At 57.0% G+C, this 19,641-nt stretch carries 15 protein-coding genes; 9 read left to right on the top strand and 6 right to left on the bottom strand.

Going from position 1 to position 19,641, the window contains the following annotated elements:
* Positions 1–12 precede the first annotated feature (12 nt).
* Complete coding sequence (locus EKM04_RS23170) at positions 13–384, bottom strand: helix-turn-helix domain-containing protein (RefSeq protein WP_412762964.1); 372 nt, start codon at positions 382–384, stop codon at positions 13–15.
* A 94-nt stretch (positions 385–478) separates the two neighbouring features.
* Here EKM04_RS23170 and EKM04_RS15400 point away from each other — a divergent pair, with 94 nt between their 5' ends.
* Positions 479–1,360, top strand: a complete 882-nt coding sequence (locus EKM04_RS15400; protein ID WP_183895313.1) for an aldo/keto reductase family oxidoreductase — start codon at positions 479–481, stop codon at positions 1,358–1,360.
* A gap of 68 nt (positions 1,361–1,428) precedes the next feature.
* Here EKM04_RS15400 and carB read toward each other — a convergent pair whose 3' ends face one another.
* Positions 1,429–4,917: a carbamoyl-phosphate synthase large subunit gene (gene carB / locus EKM04_RS15395; RefSeq protein ID WP_183895315.1), complete on the bottom strand. Its 3,489-nt coding sequence runs from the start codon at positions 4,915–4,917 to the stop codon at positions 1,429–1,431.
* Between the two features lie 259 nt (positions 4,918–5,176).
* Here carB and EKM04_RS15390 point away from each other — a divergent pair, with 259 nt between their 5' ends.
* Positions 5,177–5,845 (top strand): glutathione S-transferase family protein, encoded by a 669-nt coding sequence (locus EKM04_RS15390; protein ID WP_183895317.1) that lies wholly within the window; start codon positions 5,177–5,179, stop codon positions 5,843–5,845.
* Positions 5,846–5,904: 59 nt separating this feature from the next.
* Positions 5,905–6,798 (top strand): KPN_02809 family neutral zinc metallopeptidase, encoded by an 894-nt coding sequence (gene ypfJ / locus EKM04_RS15385; protein ID WP_174153587.1) that lies wholly within the window; start codon positions 5,905–5,907, stop codon positions 6,796–6,798.
* A gap of 4 nt (positions 6,799–6,802) precedes the next feature.
* Here ypfJ and EKM04_RS15380 read toward each other — a convergent pair whose 3' ends face one another.
* Both EKM04_RS15380 and mcpU read right to left on the bottom strand, forming a co-directional pair.
* Positions 6,803–7,282 (bottom strand): DUF2938 domain-containing protein, encoded by a 480-nt coding sequence (locus EKM04_RS15380; protein WP_183895682.1) that lies wholly within the window; start codon positions 7,280–7,282, stop codon positions 6,803–6,805.
* 139 nt (positions 7,283–7,421) lie between these two features.
* Complete coding sequence (gene mcpU / locus EKM04_RS15375; protein WP_183895684.1) at positions 7,422–9,512, bottom strand: methyl-accepting chemotaxis protein McpU; 2,091 nt, start codon at positions 9,510–9,512, stop codon at positions 7,422–7,424.
* A 318-nt stretch (positions 9,513–9,830) separates the two neighbouring features.
* Here mcpU and EKM04_RS15370 point away from each other — a divergent pair, with 318 nt between their 5' ends.
* The 3 genes from EKM04_RS15370 (at position 9,831) to EKM04_RS15360 (ending at position 12,261) form a co-directional block, all read left to right on the top strand.
* On the top strand, positions 9,831–11,228 hold the full coding sequence (locus tag EKM04_RS15370) for an MATE family efflux transporter (protein WP_183895318.1): 1,398 nt from the start codon (positions 9,831–9,833) through the stop codon (positions 11,226–11,228).
* Between the two features lie 115 nt (positions 11,229–11,343).
* Positions 11,344–11,550 carry a hypothetical protein gene (locus EKM04_RS15365; protein ID WP_174153585.1) on the top strand — a complete coding sequence of 69 codons (207 nt, stop codon included), beginning with the start codon at positions 11,344–11,346 and terminating at the stop codon, positions 11,548–11,550.
* A gap of 504 nt (positions 11,551–12,054) precedes the next feature.
* Positions 12,055–12,261, top strand: a complete 207-nt coding sequence (locus EKM04_RS15360) for a hypothetical protein (RefSeq protein ID WP_174153584.1) — start codon at positions 12,055–12,057, stop codon at positions 12,259–12,261.
* A gap of 632 nt (positions 12,262–12,893) precedes the next feature.
* On the opposite strand, the gene carA is transcribed toward EKM04_RS15360, so the two are convergent.
* On the bottom strand, positions 12,894–14,099 hold the full coding sequence (gene carA / locus EKM04_RS15355; RefSeq protein WP_183895320.1) for a glutamine-hydrolyzing carbamoyl-phosphate synthase small subunit: 1,206 nt from the start codon (positions 14,097–14,099) through the stop codon (positions 12,894–12,896).
* Positions 14,100–14,423: 324 nt separating this feature from the next.
* On the opposite strand from carA, the gene EKM04_RS15350 reads away from it, so the two are divergent.
* A complete protein-coding gene (locus EKM04_RS15350) occupies positions 14,424–14,876 on the top strand; it encodes a GatB/YqeY domain-containing protein (protein ID WP_183895322.1) in 453 nt (150 codons plus the stop codon).
* Between the two features lie 51 nt (positions 14,877–14,927).
* On the opposite strand, the gene EKM04_RS22950 is transcribed toward EKM04_RS15350, so the two are convergent.
* On the bottom strand, positions 14,928–15,056 hold the full coding sequence (locus EKM04_RS22950) for a hypothetical protein (protein ID WP_268842301.1): 129 nt from the start codon (positions 15,054–15,056) through the stop codon (positions 14,928–14,930).
* Between the two features lie 112 nt (positions 15,057–15,168).
* Here EKM04_RS22950 and dnaG point away from each other — a divergent pair, with 112 nt between their 5' ends.
* Positions 15,169–17,148 carry a DNA primase gene (gene dnaG / locus EKM04_RS15345; protein WP_183895324.1) on the top strand — a complete coding sequence of 660 codons (1,980 nt, stop codon included), beginning with the start codon at positions 15,169–15,171 and terminating at the stop codon, positions 17,146–17,148.
* 392 nt (positions 17,149–17,540) lie between these two features.
* Positions 17,541–19,595: an RNA polymerase sigma factor RpoD gene (gene rpoD, locus EKM04_RS15340; RefSeq protein WP_174153580.1), complete on the top strand. Its 2,055-nt coding sequence runs from the start codon at positions 17,541–17,543 to the stop codon at positions 19,593–19,595.
* The last annotated feature ends 46 nt before the right edge of the window (positions 19,596–19,641 follow it).

Raw genomic sequence — 19,641 nt, 5'->3', positions numbered from 1 at the left:
AGCAGATTTTCGTCAGGACAAAGGCGATTGGCGAAGGGCATACCCTAAGGTACGGTCGAGCCGATCGCCTTTGTCCTGGCGGAAAGATGCCCGGCCCTCCGGGTTGGTTGAAACGGGCCATCTGCCTGCCCGGACGGCTTGGCCGTATGCTAAGGCTGCGCCACGCGCCCTCCGGACAAGCAGTCGATCCCGTTTGAACCAACAGAACTGTTTCCATTCAACAAGGAAACACTCTAAGAGGCGCACACCGAGTTCGGCCTCCAACCGGCGAACGGCGTCGCTCATCCCTGAAGGGCTGCTGCTTGCGATCCGCGCCGCTTCGCGGAAACCGCCTGCACGTGCCACCGCGACAAAAATCTTGGGATCGTCCAGATTAATTTTCATTGTCCGTGATCCCGCACAGTCCGTCCTCACCGTACCCCATTATCTTGAACTGCGACAGCAGCTATCCTGCCGTTAGACCATCAGGAGAAAAAGCATGATCACCATCGATAAAGCCGGAGCGTTCAAATTCGGAGATTTCACGGTCAAACGTCTGGGCTACGGCGCCATGCAACTTGCAGGGCCCGGTGTGTTTGGCCCACCGAAAGATCGTGAAAGCGCTCTTGCGGTTCTACGCGCTGCCGTGGAAGCGGGTGTCAACCACATCGATACCTCCGATTTCTACGGACCGCACATCACCAACCGGTTGATCCGCCAGGCACTTCATCCCTATCAGGACGATCTCGTCATCGTCACGAAGATCGGTGCCAAGCGTGGAGAAGACAAATCCTGGACCATCGCTTCTTCGCCTGAAGAGTTGACGAATGCCGTCCACGACAATCTTCGTAACCTCGGCCTTGACGTCATCGATGTCGTCAACCTCCGTGTCATGTTCGATGTCCATGGACCGGCAGAAGGTTCCATAGAACCGTTGCTGACGCCACTCGTAGAGTTGCAGCAGCAGGGTCTGGTTCGCCACATCGGCCTTAGCAACGTCACGCCTGCTCAGGTCGCCGAGGGGCGGGGGATCGCTGAGATTGTCTGCGTTCAGAACATGTACAATCTGGCGCATCGGCAGGATGACGCCTTGATCGACAGCTTGGCGAAGGACGGTATTGCCTATGTCCCGTTCTTTCCGCTGGGCGGCTTCAGTCCGCTTCAGTCATCGGCCCTGTCGGACGTTGCAAAGCGTTTGGAGGCAACGCCGATGCAGGTTGCTCTTGCCTGGCTTTTGCGCCGAGCGCCCAACATCCTGCTCATCCCTGGAACGTCGTCGGTCGCGCATTTGCACGAAAATCTCGCAGCAGCCGATCTCGTTCTGTCGGATGATGTCATGTCGGAGCTTAATGATGTGGCGGCTACAAATGCCGCGCACTGAGTGTCCAAATTGAAAAGGAAAAGGGCGCGTCATTGACGCGCCCTTTGGTATCGTGGAGATTTCCATGCTTACGCGAAGTAGCTTTGCAGAGGCCGTACATCCAGGTTGCCTGCCTTCAATGCCTTGATGGCGAGTGCGGCAGATTCTGCACCTGATATCGTCGTGTAATACGGCACTTTCTGCATCAGCGTTGCGCGGCGCAGGGATTTACTATCGGAGATCGCCTTGTTGCTGTCGGTGGTGTTGATGACCAGCTGAACCTGACGGTTACGGATGGCGTCTTCGATGTGCGGGCGGCCTTCCTGAACCTTGTTGATCTTCTCGGCATTGATGCCCTGTTCGGCCAGAAAGCGCTGCGTGCCACCGGTCGCAAGAACCCTGAAGCCGATTTCAACCAGATGACGGATGGCGGGCAGGACCCGTTCCTTGTCGTTGTCACGAACGGAAACGAACACTGCACCGGAACGTGGCAGATCGACGCTCGCACCCAGCTGCGCTTTGGCGAAGGCCAGAGCGAAATCGGTATCGAGGCCCATGACTTCGCCGGTTGAGCGCATTTCAGGTCCGAGCAGAATATCGACACCAGGGAAGCGAGCAAACGGGAAGACGGCTTCCTTGACGGCAATGTGCTGGAGGTTGCGCGGGTCTGGCTTTTCGCCATAAGCCGCGATCGCCACGTCCAGCTTCTCACCCGTCATGATGCGGGCTGCGATCTTGGCAATCGGCGCGCCGATGGTCTTTGCCACGAAAGGCACGGTGCGCGAAGCACGCGGGTTGACTTCCAGGACGTAGATTTTGCCGTCCTTGATGGCATATTGCACGTTCATCAGCCCGCCGACATTGAGCGCCTTGGCCATAGCCGTCGTCTGGCGTTCCAACTCGTCCAATACATCTTTAGACAGGGAGCGCGATGGCAGCGAGCAGGCGCTGTCGCCAGAGTGAATACCGGCTTCTTCGATGTGCTCCATGATGCCGGAAACAAAAACGTTTTCGCCATCGCATAGTGCGTCCACGTCCACTTCGACGGCGTTGGACAGGTAGCTATCGAACAGCAGCGGGTTTTTGCCCAAGAGCGTGTTGATCTGGCCGGTCTTGTCGTTGGGGTAGCGCTGCTTGATATCTTCGGGCACGAGGCCGGGAACCGTATCGAGAAGATAGGTCTGGAGCTGGCCTTCCGAATGAATGATCTGCATGGCGCGACCACCCAGAACGTAGGACGGGCGTACGACCAGCGGGAAGCCGATTTCGGATGCGACGAGGCGGGCCTGCTCGACCGAGTAGGCGATACCGTTGTTCGGCTGGTTCAGATCGAGCTTCATCAGCAACTTCTGGAAGCGATCGCGGTCTTCGGCAAGGTCGATCATATCCGGCGCTGTGCCAAGGATCGGGATGCCGTTCTTCTCCAGCGCTTCGGCGAGCTTTAGCGGTGTCTGACCACCAAACTGAACGATGACACCGACCAGTTCGCCCTTTTCCTGCTCGGCCCGCATGATTTCGATTACGTCTTCAGCCGTCAGCGGCTCGAAATAGAGCCGGTCGGAGGTGTCGTAATCGGTGGACACGGTCTCTGGGTTGCAGTTGATCATGATGGCTTCGAAGCCCGCATCCTTCAATGCGAAGGCGGCATGGCAGCAGCAATAATCGAACTCGATGCCCTGGCCGATACGGTTCGGGCCACCGCCGAGGATGACGACCTTCTTGCGGTCGGATACCTGCGCTTCGGAGCGTAGCTGGCCGACGAATGGCGTCTCGTAGGTGGAGTACATATAGGCTGTCGGCGAGGCGAATTCGGCAGCGCAGGTGTCGATGCGCTTGAAAACCGGGCGCACGTTGAGGCTGTTGCGAAGCTCGGCGACTTCCTTGGGGCGCTTCTTGGTGAGGCTTGCAAGGCGGGCGTCGGAGAAGCCCATGGCTTTCAGCGAGCGCAGGTTTTCAGCGTCCGTTGGCAGGCCGTGCTCGCGCACGCGGGCTTCCATGTCCACGATCGCCTTGAACTGGGCGATAAACCATGGATCGATCTTTGAGTTTTCATGCACTTCAGCTTCGGACATGCCCATGCGCAGCGCCTGGGCAACCATGCGCAGACGGTCTGGCGTCGGCGTGCCGATCGCGGCGCGGATGGCGTTCTTGGAGCCTTCGCCTTCTTCATAGCCGGGGATTTCGATTTCATCGAGACCGGTGAGGCCGGTTTCCAGACCGCGCAGCGCCTTCTGCATGGATTCGGCAAAGGTACGGCCAATCGCCATGACCTCACCGACCGACTTCATGGCAGTGGTCAGGATCGGCGACGCGCCCGGGAATTTCTCGAAGGCGAAGCGCGGGATCTTGGTCACGACATAGTCGATGGACGGTTCGAAGGACGCAGGCGTTGCACCGCCCGTGATGTCGTTGTCAAGTTCGTCCAGCGTGTAGCCGACAGCAAGCTTCGCCGCGACCTTGGCAATCGGGAAGCCGGTGGCCTTGGAGGCGAGCGCGGACGAGCGAGACACGCGGGGGTTCATCTCGATGACGACCAGACGGCCATCCTTCGGGTTGACCGCGAACTGCACGTTCGAGCCGCCGGTTTCCACGCCGATCTCGCGCAGGACCGCGATCGATGCGTTGCGCATCATCTGGTATTCTTTGTCGGTCAGCGTCAGGGCAGGGGCGACGGTAATCGAGTCGCCGGTGTGGACGCCCATCGGGTCGATGTTTTCGATGGAGCAGATGATGATGCAGTTGTCCGCCTTGTCGCGGACCACTTCCATCTCATACTCCTTCCAGCCGAGAACCGATTCTTCGATCAGCACTTCGGTGGTGGGCGAGGCATCAAGACCGCCGCCGATGATTTCGAAGAATTCCGAGCGGTTATAGGCAATGCCGCCGCCGGTACCACCCATGGTGAAGGACGGGCGGATGATGGCGGGCAGACCGACGACGTCGATCGCCTGCGCGGCGACGGCAAGAGCGTGGCTGATGTAGCGCTGTTTGCGGTCGGTCTCGCCGAGGTTCCACTGGTTTTCGAGGTTGTCGAGCGCTTTGTCCAAATCCGGGCCGGAAAGCCTTGCTTTCAGCTCTGCGCGTGCAGCGTCATGCGTCTTGCGGTCGGCGTCCTTGATGTCGGTGGCGTTGGCCAACATCGACTTAGGCGTTTCCAGATTGATGCGCTTCATCGCTTCGCGGAACAAGGCACGGTCTTCAGCCATGTCGATGGCTTCGGGTTTTGCGCCGATCATTTCGACATTGTAGCGGTCCAGCACACCCATGCGCTTGAGCGAGAGCGCAGTGTTCAGCGCTGTCTGGCCGCCCATGGTTGGCAGCAGCGCGTCCGGGCGCTCCTTGGCGATGATCTTGGCAACGACTTCCGGTGTGATCGGCTCGATGTAGGTCGCATCCGCCAGGCCAGGGTCGGTCATGATCGTTGCAGGATTGGAGTTGACGAGGATGACGCGGTAGCCTTCCTCCTTCAGCGCTTTACAGGCCTGTGTGCCGGAATAGTCGAACTCGCATGCCTGACCGATGACAATCGGACCCGCGCCGATGATAAGGATGGACTTGATATCTTCGCGCTTCGGCATAGCTCTCGTTCCGCTTTTTTGTTGCGCAAAAAACCGGCCACGATGAATCATCACCGGTCGGGCGCGCAATTCAGATGTTTTCAGGCTAGAAGCGGCTTATAGGCAAATGTTTTGGCGAACGGAACCCTGAATCTTCGGTTTCTGACAGGAAAATTAGTCCTCTCTATACATGCGTTGCGGGATGATCCTTTCCGCTTGTAAAAACGTAGAGTTATTTGAATGAATTACGTTGGTTTCTAAAACAATAGAACAGGGCACCATGATCACCGTCCATTACCTCGAAAATTCCCGCGCACACCGCATTCTCTGGCTGCTTGAGGAGCTCGGTCTTGACTATGACGTCAAAACCTACGCCCGAGGGCCCGACATGCGCGCGCCCAGGAGCCTCAAAGCGGTGCATCCACTCGGCAAATCTCCTGTTATCGAAGATGGCGGCAAGATATACGCGGAAAGCGGGGCCATCATCGAATATCTGATTGATACCTATGGAAAGGGCGCCTTCAGACCCGAGAAGGGCGGGGACGACTACAGACGCTACGTCTACTGGCTGCACTATGCCGAGGGATCAGCCATGCCGTTGTTGTTGTTGAAGCTCTTGTTCTCGCGCATACCCAGCCAGGTTCCGTTCTTCCTGCGGCCCGTGGCGCAGCTGATTTCGAAAGGCGTTTCCAGCAAACTCGTCGATCCGCAACTGGCAGACCATACGGCCTATTGGGAAGCGGAGCTCGCCAGGGACGGTTTTTTTGCCGGAGGCGAGTTGACGGGTGCCGATATAGCCATGAGCTTTCCGGTGGAAGCAGCCATGAGCCGTGCAGCGGGTGCGGCCGATCAGCCGGGGATCCGGCGCTTCCTCGAAACCATCCGCGCACGGCCCGCTTACCAGCGCGCGCTGAAAAAGGGCGGGGCCTATGTGTTCTCGCAAAGTTGATGTCGGGGAACGGATTGCTCTCGTTTGCGTTATAGCGTCGCATTCATGGGGAGACTGGCATGCAGTGGCGCGGGCGGCGACAATCCGACAATATTGAAGATAGACGTGGCATGTCAGCGGGTAGCGGTGGCGGTGGTTTCCGCCTGCCGACCGGTGGCGGTCGGGGCGGCGGCATCGGTATTGGCGGCCTTGTCGTCATTCTGCTGATCAGCTGGGCGCTTGGCATCAACCCCTTGACGCTTCTGTCTGGGGGCGACGTTTCCACTGATAGCGGTAGCCAGCAGAGCACCGGAACGCGGCCTCAGGGTCAGTCCAGCGACGATACCACCGCCTTTGTCAGAACCGTCCTAGCTGAGACGGAAGATACCTGGGGTAAGATTTTCGCCGCGTCGAACGAAACCTATGAAAAGCCCACTCTGGTTCTGTTCGCAGGCCAGGTGCGCTCGGGTTGCGGAACCGCATCTTCGGCCAGCGGCCCATTCTATTGCCCGCAGGACCGCAAGGTCTATCTGGATACCAATTTCTTCCGCGAACTCGATCAGCGCTTCGGTGCATCCGGCGACTTCGCCCAGGCCTACGTGATCGCGCATGAGGTTGGTCACCACATCCAGAACCTGACCGGCGTCTTGCCCGAGTTCAACCGTCAGCGACAGGGCATGAGTGAAACCGATGCCAACAAGATGTCGGTGCGCGTTGAGTTGCAGGCGGATTGTTACGCTGGTATCTGGGGCAAATCCACCCAGCAGAAGGGTCTTCTGGAAACGGGTGATCTGGAAGAGGCTCTGAACGCCGCACACCAGATTGGCGACGATACGCTTCAGAAGCAGTCGCAGGGCTATGTCGTGCCTGACAGTTTCAATCACGGGACATCCGCCCAGCGCGCCGAGTGGTTCCGCCGTGGCTTCGACAAAGGTCGTATCGAAGATTGCGATACGTTCTCTGCAGAGATCTGATATCTCAGGCCAAAATCAAGGCGGTTACATACATTCCCAGCGCGAATACGGTGTGCGCAATGAGGTTCAGAGCGCGCACTTTGGTCGGGTTGGGCGTCTTGGACGCCGCCCAACCGATGCCAAGGCCGGGCTGAAGCAGAAACCAGCCAGCGCCGACCGTCAAGATGCCGACGATCCACGGCAGCAGGAACGATGGTTTCGCAAACCAGCCACTGGGTACGATCATCGCGAGAATGACCCCATAGAGAATGCCGACGGCATAATGGGATGCCCAGCCAAGCGCGGTTTCGTGCTCATAGGGGATCGCGGTCGCGATACTGTCGTGGAAGACTTTGCCGTTGGGCAGATGCCAGAACCACCTGCCAACCGGACCCCAATTCGGTGCAGGCTGCCGGAACATGCGATGCAGGATGATCGCCCAGATATCCATGAACATGGTGCCACCGATGCCCATCATCGTGCCACGCCATATGATCTCCCACAGCATCGAGCTCCCCCGGCGACTCACGATCTTCCTCGCAAATCTGTCGGTTTTCGTCGATCTGCACAAGGTGGGGTGGATAAACAAAAGAGGCGTGACCGATAACAGGTCACGCCTCTCTTTGCTCAACAGGAAGTACTGATCAGGCCGCGCGACTGTAGCCAGTACGGGCGTTTTGCTGGCTGTTTGCCAGTTTGAACTGTGCCAGCAGATCGTTCAATGCCGCTGCTTCGGAGGCAAGGCCATGGCTTGCAGCGGTCTGTTCCTCAACCATGGCGGCATTTTGCTGCGTGCCCTGGTCAATGGTATTGATGGCCGTATTGATTTCCTGCAAACCGGTGGACTGCTCCCGCGAGGCAAGCACGATGGCGTTGATATGCTGGTTGATTTCCTGCACTTCGGCCACGATTGTTTCAAGCGCCTTGCCAGCGTTGCCGACCAGCGAAACACCGGCTTCGACCTGGGTCGTCGATGCGCTGATCAACGTCTTGATCTCCTTGGCAGCGTTTGCAGAACGCTGGGCCAGTTCGCGCACTTCCTGTGCAACGACCGCAAAGCCCTTACCCGCTTCGCCGGCCCGCGCTGCTTCAACACCAGCGTTCAGAGCCAACAGATTGGTCTGGAAGGCGATCTCGTCGATGACGCCGATGATCTTGGAGATGCCGGAAGAAGACTGCTCGATGCCTTCCATCGCTTTTACAGCATCGCCAACGACCACGCCGGATTGTTCGGCATTGGTACGGGCACGTTCCACCAGACGTCCGACTTCTTCCGCGCGTTTGGCAGAGTCCTTGACGGTCGTGGTGATTTCTTCGAGTGCCGCGGCGGTTTGTTCCACCGAGGCTGCCTGCTGTTCGGTCCGCTTGGCCAAATCGTCGGCCGACTGGCGGATTTCGCTGGCACCGGCGTCGATGGCGCGGGCGTTCTGGCCAACGGTGACAAGCGCGCCATTCAGCTTGCTGATCGAGCCGTTGAAATCTTCACGCAGCCGGTCGATATGCGCCACGAACGGCGTATTGATACGGTAATCCATGTGGCCATCCGAAAGATGGGCGAGGCCTTCCGCCAATGCGCTGACGGCGAACTGGATATCGGCCGTGTCCCTCGCGGCAGTCCTCTCGCGCTCGCCGCGCTCGTGTTCCGAGAGATTGCGGGTCTGCTCTGCGTCACCTTCCAGACGCAGGCGCTCTTGCGCATTGGTGCGGAACACGGAGACAGCTGCCGCCATGGAACCGATCTGGTCCGTACGCTCCTGGCCAGGGATGGTCGCGTCAAGGTTGCCGGCAGCGAGCTCATCCATCGCGGCAGTCATCTGCGTTACGGGTCTGATCACAAGGCTGTTTACGAGGAATGCGAGGAAAGCAATCATACCGGCAACCGCGAGACCTGTGGCGATCACCGCTGCGATCCGGAACTGCGTTATGGATGCGAATGCCGTCTTGCTGTCGATCACAAGACCAACAGACCATTCAACGTTTGGAAGACCAGGAACGGGAAGGAAGCTCGTGATCTTGTCTGCACCGCCGATTTCGGTTTGCGAAACGGCCTGGGAAATCTTAGGCGTCGCGACAGGGAAGAGATCGGTCAGCGTCTTGTTGATCAGCGATACGTCCGGGTGAATCAGGATCTTGCCATCCTTGTTGACCAGAAACGCATAGCCTTCATTGCCTGCATCGATAGAGCTGATCATGGAAACCAGTGTCGTCAGCAGGAAGTCGCTTGCAGCTACGCCGACCAGCTTGCCGTCACGTTTGACCGGAACGGCCGCGCTGACGACGAGCTTGCCTGTGCTGGCATCGACATAGGGTTCGGTCAACACTGTCGAGTTTGCTTTGACAGCGGCCTGATACCAAGGGCGCTGTCGCGCATCGTAGCCGTCGCGCATCTTTTGGGCAGGAAAATTGTTATAAGCGCCCGCTTCATCTCCGAAATAGGCGGATTTGAACTCGCGTGCCAGAATGTCGTTTTGCAACAGAAGGTCTAGCCGTTCCTGTGTGGTCGCCTTGGTCATTGCCGCGCCAACCATTTCCGTCATCATCACGCGACCGTTCAGCCAGTTGGCGATGCTCTGGGCGGACTGCTTACCGGCGGCGTTGATCTTGTCTTCGACGAAATTGTTGGCTGCGTCGCGCTGGAGGCCGTCGATGTAAACCGAAAAACCTGCGAAGGCGGCGACAACAACGCAGGACGCCGCCACGACGATCCGCGTCATCAAATTGGATTTTTTGGGCAATTTCTGAACCTTGGAAAGACCGGCCCTGCCGGGTTTTGATGCGAACATGCCTATGGCGATCACGGCGTGCCTCATGCACCCAAATATTTTTTATTTCGGTGGAACCTTTATCGGGCAAGCGTAAACAAAGTTTGCAAGCCTTAAACATGAGGACACAAAGAATTTCTTAAAGCATTGTTTTGTCGAAAATAAATTAATTTTAGGGCATGGTTATACTGTCAATATCCTGTGCTTGCGCCTTCGCTGCAAATGACATAACCAGACGTCGAGCCGCTTGTCTCGCGTTAGAGAAGCGGCTTTTGTTTTTGAGGTGATGTCATGTCTTCGTCGGTTGCGGTCGAAAAAAATCCCGTCCCATTGCAGTCTTGGGGCGCGCATTTGCGAGCCACGCTTGCGCTGGGAATTCCGTTGATTGGGGCACAGTTGGCGCAGCTTGGAATTCATACCACTGATATGATCATCGTCGGCCAGCTGGGCGCTGAAAAACTGGCTGCCATGGTTCTTGCCGGCCAATTTTATTTCGTCGTTTTCATTTTCGGCTCCGGCTTCTCCGTCGCTGTGGTGCCGATGGTGGCCAACGCCTATGGGCAGGGTGATGCCACAACCGCGCGACGTGCTCTGCGCATGGGAATGTGGGTGGCGACGGTGTACTGGTTACTGACCCTGCCACTATTCCTCAAGGCTGAAAGCATCCTCTTGGCGCTTGGTCAGAATCCGGCAGTCTCGGCGCAGACAGGACAGTATCTGGCCATCGCGCAGTTTGGTCTTCTGCCAGCGCTTCTGTTTTATGTTATGCGCGGCCTCGTGAGTGCCATAGGACGCGCTGGCATCATTTTGTATGCCACCATTGCCATGTTGGTCATCAACGGGTTCCTGGCCTACGCTCTGGTTCTTGGCCATTTCGGATTTCCTGCGTTGGGAATGCTGGGCGCCGCTTTTGCCGCCATCATCGTTAACGCCTTCAGCCTGCTTTTCATCGTCGTCTATATCCAGACACGGGAGGAAACCCGGCGCTATGAGCTTTTCGTGCGGTTCTGGAAGCCGGATTTTCACGCTTTATGGGAGGTTATCCGTCTCGGCTTGCCCATCAGTGTCACCATCCTTGCGGAAGTCACGCTGTTTTCGGCAGCGTCCATTCTCATGGGCCAGATCGGCACCCTGGAACTGGCCGCTCACGGCATTGCGTTGCAACTGGCATCCATTGCCTTCATGATTCCGCTCGGCCTTTCTCAGGCCGCCACCGTGCGGGTGGGGGTGGCACATGGGCAGAGCGATTATCCAAACCTCGTGCGTGCGGCGGTAACCGTCTATGGCGTGGCGTGCCTCATCGCAGCGTCGGGTGGTCTCTTCTTTGCGCTCGCTCCTCAATATCTGGCCAGTTGGTTCCTCGATCCGAGTTTGCCGGGTGCGCCCGACGTTCTCGCCTATGCCAGCACATTGGTCATCATCGCCGGTGTGTTTCAGCTGGTGGATGGCATGCAAGCGGTTGCGGCCGGTCTGCTGCGGGGCCTGAAGGATGCGCGCGTACCAATGATCCTGGCGCTGATTTCCTATTGGCCCATTGGTCTGGCACTGGCCTGGGTCGCCGCGTTTCCACTCGGCTTCGGCGGGCCGGGTGTCTGGTTCGGTTTCGTATTCGGTCTTTCGACCGCAGCCATTCTCCTCACCACACGTTTTTACCTGATGGTGAAGCGTGAAATGCAAGCGCCTATCTAAGATTTTATCTTTTCAATCTTGACGAGTAAAAATAAATATTGCAACCTTTTTTCATCCGTTGGCCATTTCTATTTTCCCGGCGGATTTGAGTGTTAAATCAAAAAGGAATATTAAAATGATTGCAGATGCTATTCAGGACTTTGATGGTGCTCTTCACGTGCAGCAAAGCGCTGCACAGATCGCCACCATGACTGCTGCCGACGAGCGCCCTGTTTCGGTTGGGCTGACAGATATCCGCCGCATAGAAAAAGACGGCAAACTGGAGTTTCAGCTTGCTGCGACAGCGGAGCCGTCGCCCTCCAACCCTGCTCCAGGTAGTTAATCCTGGTTGAGACTGCATACGGACTTCTCGGTGGGGATCACAACCTAAAGCTAGGGCAGTGGTCCACGCCGTAGAAACAGGTGGTGTTGATAGAAGGTGGCACCACCTGTCATGCTTCCGCTTAGAGCCCTACAAACGGTGCAAGAGTGTAAAGCATGGCGGCATTTATTTTTTCGCGCCATGCTGTGATGTCTGGCGCCGCAATGCATACCACGTGGCGCATTCTCCCACCCGCAAAGGCTGTTCCTGACGCCGAGCAGGTCGTCGTATTATTTAACATCCCCTGAGGACACACGAACTTCAATCGGATCCGTATCCTGGTTTCCGTCACGAAATTTACGCGATCATAAACGCAACTTTAGAAATATATTATCTTTATGTTGCTATTTAAAATGTAATAATCAATCTTGACGAGTAAAAATAAATATTGCAACCTTTTTTCATCCGTTGGCCATTTCTATTTTCCCGGCGGATTTGAGTGTTAAATCAAAAAGGAATATTAAAATGATTGCAGATGCTATTCAGGACTTTGATGGTGCTCTTCACGTGCAGCAAAGCGCCGCACAGATCGCCACCGTGATTGCTGCCGACGAGCGCCCTGTCTCGGTCGGACCGACAGATATCCGCCGTGTCGAAAAAGACGGCAAACTGGAGTTTCAGCTTGCTGCGACTGTGGAGCGGTCGACTTCCGGCCGTGGGCCGAATCCCTGATACCGATCAAGACCGTTCATGGACTTATCAGTGTGGAACACGACCCAAAATTCGAGCGGTGATCCACGCGGTGGAAACAGGGGGTGTTGATAGAAAGTGGCACCCCCTGCCGTGCTCCGCTTAGAGCCCTACAAACGGTGCAAGAGTGTCAAAGCATGGTGGTATTCGTTCAATGCGCCATGCTTTGATGTTTGCCACGTCGATTCAGTCTCGAAGCTTTGGCTGTGGATGTTGTTGCTGATCCGGAAACTTTATCCCGCTCGAAAAAATCTCGCTAGATCCACGTTTCATCGATCGTCGGAACATTCCCACGATGGTGTCCTGTGAGATCATTGCAGGCACACGTCTTTTTACCGGTATCGTTTCCTCAATATTGCACGCCGCGGATTTTTGCCGCGTGCCCACCGTGGCGATCTTCGCCTCGAAATGCCCGAACCAACCGTTACGGGATAAAATTCGCAGTTGGCCATAGTTTGGTCGGTGCTGCCCCTCCCGATGATATCGATGCGTTTATGATGGCATTCTCCTGGTCGCGGTATCGGCGTGATCAGTATTTTCTTGTTTCCGACGCTATGAGTCAAACGGCCCGCTGAACGCGGGCCGAAGATTGCTGAACAGTTTTCCGATTCGTATCAGCGCTCTGCGAGAGCCGGTTCACCCTTCTTCTCACGCAGCAGGTTCACGAAGCGGCGGAACAGATAGTGGCTGTCCTGCGGGCCAGGGGAAGCTTCCGGGTGGTGCTGGACGGAAAACACCGGCTTGCCCGTGATGCGCAGACCGCAATTTGTTCCGTCGAACAGAGATGTGTGAGTCTCTTCGATGCCATCAGGCAGAGACTTGGCATCGACTGCAAATCCGTGGTTCATGGAGACGATTTCCACCTTGCCGGTGGTAAAGTCCTTGACCGGATGGTTTGCGCCATGGTGGCCCTGATGCATCTTTTCGGTCTTGCCACCAACGGCGAGCCCGAGCATCTGGTGACCAAGGCAGATGCCGAACACAGGCAGGTCTGTCTTGATCAGGTTCTGGATGACCGGAACGGCGTAGACGCCGGTCGCCGCCGGATCTCCTGGACCGTTGGAGAGGAAAACACCATCTGGCTTCAGCGCCATAATATCTTCGGCAGACGTTTGCGCAGGAACGATCGTTACCTTGCAATCAAGACCTGCAAAGAGGCGCAGAATGTTGCGCTTCACGCCAAAATCCACGCACACGACATGGTACTTGGCGTCAGCCTCGCCCAGTGTGCCGTAGCCTTCGTTCCAGACCCACGACGTCTCGTTCCAAACTGAGGATTGGCCTGATGTGGCTTCGATAGCAAGATCAAGACCTTCAAGACCGGTCCATGCCTTGGCTTCCGCCTTCAGCGCGTCGATATCGAAAACGCCGTTCGGGTCATGGGCGATGACGGCGTTCGGCGCTCCATTTTCGCGGATCCAGGCTGTCAGCGCACGCGTGTCGATGCCACAAAGACCGATGATACCGCGCGCTTTCAGCCAGGTATCAAGGTGCTTGGCGGCGCGGAAGTTGGATGGTTCGGTGATGTCGGCCTTGAAGATCACGCCGACCGCACCGCGCCGTGCGGCGGGTGTCAGGTCTTCGATATCTTCGTCATTGGCACCGATATTGCCGATATGCGGGAAGGTGAAGGTGACGATCTGGCCCAGATAGGACGGGTCGGTCAGGATTTCCTGATAACCTGTCAGCGCCGTGTTGAAGCAGACTTCCGCCTGCACCTTGCCGGTTGCGCCGATGCCGGTGCCCTCGATCACGGTGCCATCGGCCAGAACGAGCATGGCGGTGGGTTTGCGGGTGGTCCAGGGTGCTGTCTCGGTCATCTCGTTTCCCGTTTCTGCCACTTCGGCCCGCCTCTTGAAAAGCGGGGGTAAAGTGGTCATCTTTTTTCGCGGATAAGGGCGCGCGAAAGCCTTCGCGTCGTAACCTTCGTTAAAATCCTGTGCAGGTGCCGGAAAATAACGAAAGGGGCGCAAGGGGTCAACCGCGGGCCTGTGGATTAGCTGGATTTAAAACCCATTTGATTCAGACGCTTATGTAAATGATTTGCCGATCCCCGGTTGCTCGTTTATGTCACGCCCAAAATAATGACGGAAATGCCTGACCGATCCATGCCGACAGACAGGGCCTTTCCCAAGGAGAAAAACATGATCCGGGATACCTTCGCCGCCGCTTTGAAAGATGCCATGAAAGCCCGCGAGCCACGCCGCCTCTCGACGATCCGGTTGGTGCAGGCAGCCGTCAAGGACCGTGATATCGCCAATCGCGGCGTCGGCAAGGACCCGGTGTCGGATGAGGAGATTCTGCAGATTCTGGCTAAGATGATCAAGCAGCGCGAAGAATCTGCCAGCATTTACGATCAGGCCGGTCGAGCCGAACTGGCCGAGCACGAGCGCGAGGAAATCATCATCATCAAGGGCTTCATGCCGGAAGAGATTCCGCAGGAGAAGGTTCGCGCCATTCTCGAAGGCGTTATCGCCGAGACAGACGCGTCAGGCCTGCGCGACATGGGCAAGGTGATGGCCGTCCTGAAAGAACGTTATCCTGGCCAGATCGATTTCGGCAAGGCGTCGGGCCTGATCAAGGAACTGTTGAAGTAAACGCGAGCCCGCAAATGATAAAGGCAGGGCATATGTGGATGCCCTGCCTTTTCATGCGTTGAGATGCGCTTGGGGGTAAAAGCGCGGGTTGGGCGATCCTAGGGGGATATCGCTCAAACCATCCAGCATCACGCGAACGCTCGGCATCATGCCGATAAGCGCAAAATAGAACGCGGGCATCGCTGTCGATGCCTGTGAATAACGGGAATCACGCGTTTCTTCCCTTGGTAATCAGGGCGTGCTGCGCTTATATGAAAGACCGGCCGAAAACAGGCACTGATCCCAGGTAACGATGCGCTTTTCAAACTCATTTCTCGACGAGATACGTGACCGAGTGAACATCTCCGATGTTATCGGCAGACGTGTGACCTGGGACAGGAAGAAGAGCAACGCCTCCAAGGGTGACTATTGGGCCTGCTGCCCGTTCCATGGTGAAAAGAGCCCCAGCTTTCATTGTGAGGACCGCAAGGGGCGGTATCATTGTTTCGGCTGCGGCGTGTCCGGTGACCATTTCCGCTTCCTGACCGATCTGGATGGCATGGGTTTTCCAGAAGCGGTGCAACAGATCGCAGATATGGCGGGCGTTTCCATGCCGCAGCCGGACGTGCAGGCGGAAAAGCGCGAGCGCGAACGGGCAACCTTGCAGGACGTCATGGAAATGGCGACGCTGTTCTTCCAGGATCAGTTGCAGACTTCTGCCGGCGCGCGCGCGCGCGCCTATCTTCGTGATCGCGGTTTGAGCGGGCGCACGATCGAGACCTTCCGGCTGGGGTTTGCGCCCGATAGCCGCAATGCGCTGAAAGAACATCTCGCCTCCAAAGGGATCGCCAAAGAACAGATGGAGGCCTGCGGTCTTGTGGTGCATGAAAATGTCCCTGTGTCCTATGACCGTTTTCGTGACCGCATCATGTTCCCAATCCTGTCGTCACGCGAGAAGGTGATTGCCTTCGGTGGCCGCGCTATGGCGGCGGATGCGATGGCCAAGTATCTCAACTCCAATGAGACGGAGCTTTTTCACAAAGGCAACGTCCTCTACAACTTCGCACGTGCGCGTCGCGCGACACAATCTTCGGGCACTGTCATTGCCGTTGAAGGTTACATGGACGTCATCGCTCTTTATCAGGCAGGTGTCGAGAACGCGGTGGCGCCGCTTGGCACGGCGCTGACGGATAACCAGCTCGAGTTGTTGTGGAAGATGTCGCCGCAGCCTGTTCTCTGTTTCGATGGCGATGGTGCCGGTATTCGTGCCGCAAGCCGCGCCGCCGATCTGGCATTGCCGCACATCAGACCGGGTCGTTCCGTCAGCTTTGCGCTGCTTCCGGATGGCAAAGACCCTGATGATCTTGTGCGCCATGAGGGCAGGGCGCCGTTCGACCGCGTACTCGCCGAGGCCAAGCCGCTGGCCGCGATGATATGGAGCCGCGAGACGGCATCGGTAACGTTCGACACGCCGGAAAAACGGGCGGAACTGGAAAATCGCCTTCGGCAAATCGTGTCTGTTATCGGTGACGAAAGTGTGCGCCGCTTTTACCAGCAGGACATGCGTGATCGGCTGAATACGTTTTTTCAGCCGCAATTCCAGCGCAGCAGCGGGCCCAATCGCAACTTCAGGCGCGGCGAGGGCAACGGCAACCGCAGCGGTCAAAGAACACCTGCGCGGGGAAGCACGACGGGCGCTGGCAGCATATCCGACCGGCTCAGCCAATCCGGGCTTGTGAAGGGGTATCTCGCTGCACCAGCCTTGCGCGAGAGTGTGTTGGCGCTGACCATCGTCAACCATCCGCAACTGCTGCTGGAAGAATATGACGAGATCGCCGCCATCGACTATGAAAGCCGCGACCTGCAACGGCTGTGGTCTCAGGTGTTGACCTATGCAGCAGAAAACGGTGCCGAGCTTTCACGCGATGGTCTGGTTGCGCGACTGGAGTTGCAGGGCTTCGATGTTTTGTTGAAAGCCATGAACCAGCAGGTGCGCAATGCCCGGCTTTGGACCGCGACCGAGCAGGCGGCGCCCGAAGACGCGCGCGAGGGGTATACGCAGTCGCTCTCTTTGCACAAGCGCACCAAGGCGTTGCGCTGGCAAAAGATCGAGCTTGAGCGCGAGATTGCCGAGGCAACGGAAGCGGGTGATGGCGAGCGCATGGTTCAATTGATGCGCGCGCTTTCGGAGGTTCAGCTGGAGATTGGACGGATGGAGAATCAGGAAGCAATCATCGATGGTTTTGGGGTCATGTCCGGCAGGGTCAAGGGTCCGGCCTATGGCCACGGTTAGGCGTTTTGCGCTGTTTGAGGCTTGTCTTTTGCACAGATAGACCTAAATAGGGGTTAAGTTGGTGAGGTCCGTGAAATGTCGCGGAGACAGTGGCGTTTTTTAGCTTTTAACCCTCGGTCGGGCCATAAAGGCTTGACGTGACGGGAAATAGCGGGAATCACCATTTCAGGAAAAGTAAGGTGGAATGGGCCTTTGGCGGATCGAAACTGCATGGAAAAGCATTTCCGGATGCACTGTCTTGAGGTTCCGCCTGTGGTGGCCGTGTTTAAACGGCAATTAAAGATCATTCCGTTAGGTGTTTGACGGTGATTCGCGGCCAGAGCCGGATGCCTTTCAAGGCGATCGGTTTTGCGGTGGAGCGGATGTTAGCGTCAGGGAAAGCGACGAGATAGATGGCAACCAAAGTCAAAGAAAACGAAGAAGCTGAAAACGAACGCGACAGCGCGACGGATGGGCCGCTTCTCGATCTTTCGGATGACGCGGTCAAAAAGATGATCAAGGCCGCGAAAAAACGCGGCTACGTCACTATGGATGAGCTGAACGAGGTGCTGCCGTCGGATCAGGTCGACCCTGACCGCATCGAAGATATCATGGCAATGCTCAGTGAAATGGGCATCAACGTCGTTGAAGACGAGGACGCCGAAGAGGCGCCCGCAGAAGCCGAAGATGCCGACGCCGAGGCAGAAGAGTCCGAGGGTGGCGAACTTGCGCCTTCCAGCGGCACCGCGCTTGCGACTGCCAAGAAGAAGGAGCCGACGGATCGCACCGATGACCCGGTGCGGATGTATCTGCGCGAGATGGGTTCCGTTGAGCTTTTGTCGCGCGAGGGCGAAATCGCGATTGCCAAGCGCATTGAGGCTGGCCGCGAGACCATGATCTCTGGCCTGTGCGAAAGTCCTTTGACGTTCCAGGCGCTGATCATCTGGCGCGATGAATTGAATGAGGGTACGACGCTTCTGCGCGAGATCATTGATCTCGAAACCACCTATTCTGGCCCGGAAGCCAAGGCTGCTCCTCAGTTCCAGAGCCCGGAGAAGATCGAAGCGGACCGCAAGGCTGCTGAAGAGAAAGAAAAAGTCCGTCGTCTGCGCAATCCCGGTGGCGATGATGATGTGACGAATGTCGGCGGCGAAGGCCTTCCACACGAAGAGGAAGAAGAGGATGACGACGAGTCCAATCTTTCTCTTGCTGCGATGGAAGCCGAACTGCGCCCGCAGGTCATGGAAACGCTGGATACGATTGCCGACACCTACAAGAAGCTGCGCAAGCTTCAGGACCAGCAGGTCGAGGCGCGCCTGGCGTGCACCGGCACGCTGTCCACTGGCCAGGAGCGTCGTTACAAGGAACTGAAAGACCAGTTGATCACAGCGGTTAAGTCGCTGTCTCTGAACCAGAACCGCGTCGATAGCCTTGTCGAGCAGCTTTACGACATTTCCAAACGCCTTATGCAAAACGAAGGTCGTCTTCTGCGCCTTGCCGAATCCTACGGCGTGAAGCGTGATGGCTTTCTGGAGCAGTATCACGGTGCGGAACTGGATCCGAACTGGATGAAGTCGATCGCCAATCTGGCTGCCAAGGGCTGGAAGGAATTCGCACGCGAAGAAAACAACACGATCCGCGACATCCGTCTGGAAATCCAGAACCTCGCTCAGGAAACCGGCATTTCCATTGCCGAATTCCGCCGCATCGTTTCCATGGTCCAGAAGGGCGAGCGCGAAGCGCGGATCGCCAAGAAGGAGATGGTCGAGGCCAACCTGCGTCTGGTGATTTCGATTGCGAAGAAATACACCAACCGTGGTTTGCAATTCCTCGATCTCATTCAGGAAGGCAACATCGGTCTGATGAAGGCCGTGGACAAATTCGAGTACCGTCGTGGTTACAAGTTCTCGACCTATGCGACATGGTGGATCAGACAGGCCATCACCCGTTCGATCGCCGACCAGGCCCGCACGATCCGTATTCCGGTGCACATGATCGAGACGATCAATAAGATCGTTCGTACATCGCGCCAGATGCTGCATGAAATCGGTCGCGAACCGACGCCGGAAGAACTGGCTGAGAAGCTTGCGATGCCGCTTGAAAAAGTGCGTAAGGTATTGAAAATCGCCAAGGAGCCGATTTCGCTCGAAACGCCTGTCGGTGACGAGGAAGATTCGCATCTGGGCGACTTCATCGAGGACAAGAATGCCCTTCTGCCAATCGATGCCGCCATCCAGGCCAACCTGCGCGAAACCACAACGCGGGTGCTGGCCTCGCTGACGCCACGCGAAGAACGCGTCCTGCGCATGCGCTTTGGCATCGGCATGAACACGGACCACACACTGGAAGAGGTCGGACAGCAGTTCTCGGTCACGCGCGAACGTATTCGTCAGATTGAGGCCAAGGCCCTGCGTAAGCTCAAGCACCCGAGCCGTTCGCGCAAACTGCGCTCGTTCCTCGATAGTTGAGTTTTTGTTAGTGGAAGACATTAAGCCCGGTCAGTTTTCTGGCCGG

This window comes from Rhizobium skierniewicense Ch11 (genome assembly GCF_023757665.1).
Classification (GTDB): domain Bacteria; phylum Pseudomonadota; class Alphaproteobacteria; order Rhizobiales; family Rhizobiaceae; genus Agrobacterium; species Agrobacterium skierniewicense.
Note: the sequence above shows the minus strand (reverse complement) of the source record. Positions and strands in the feature narration are given on the sequence as shown.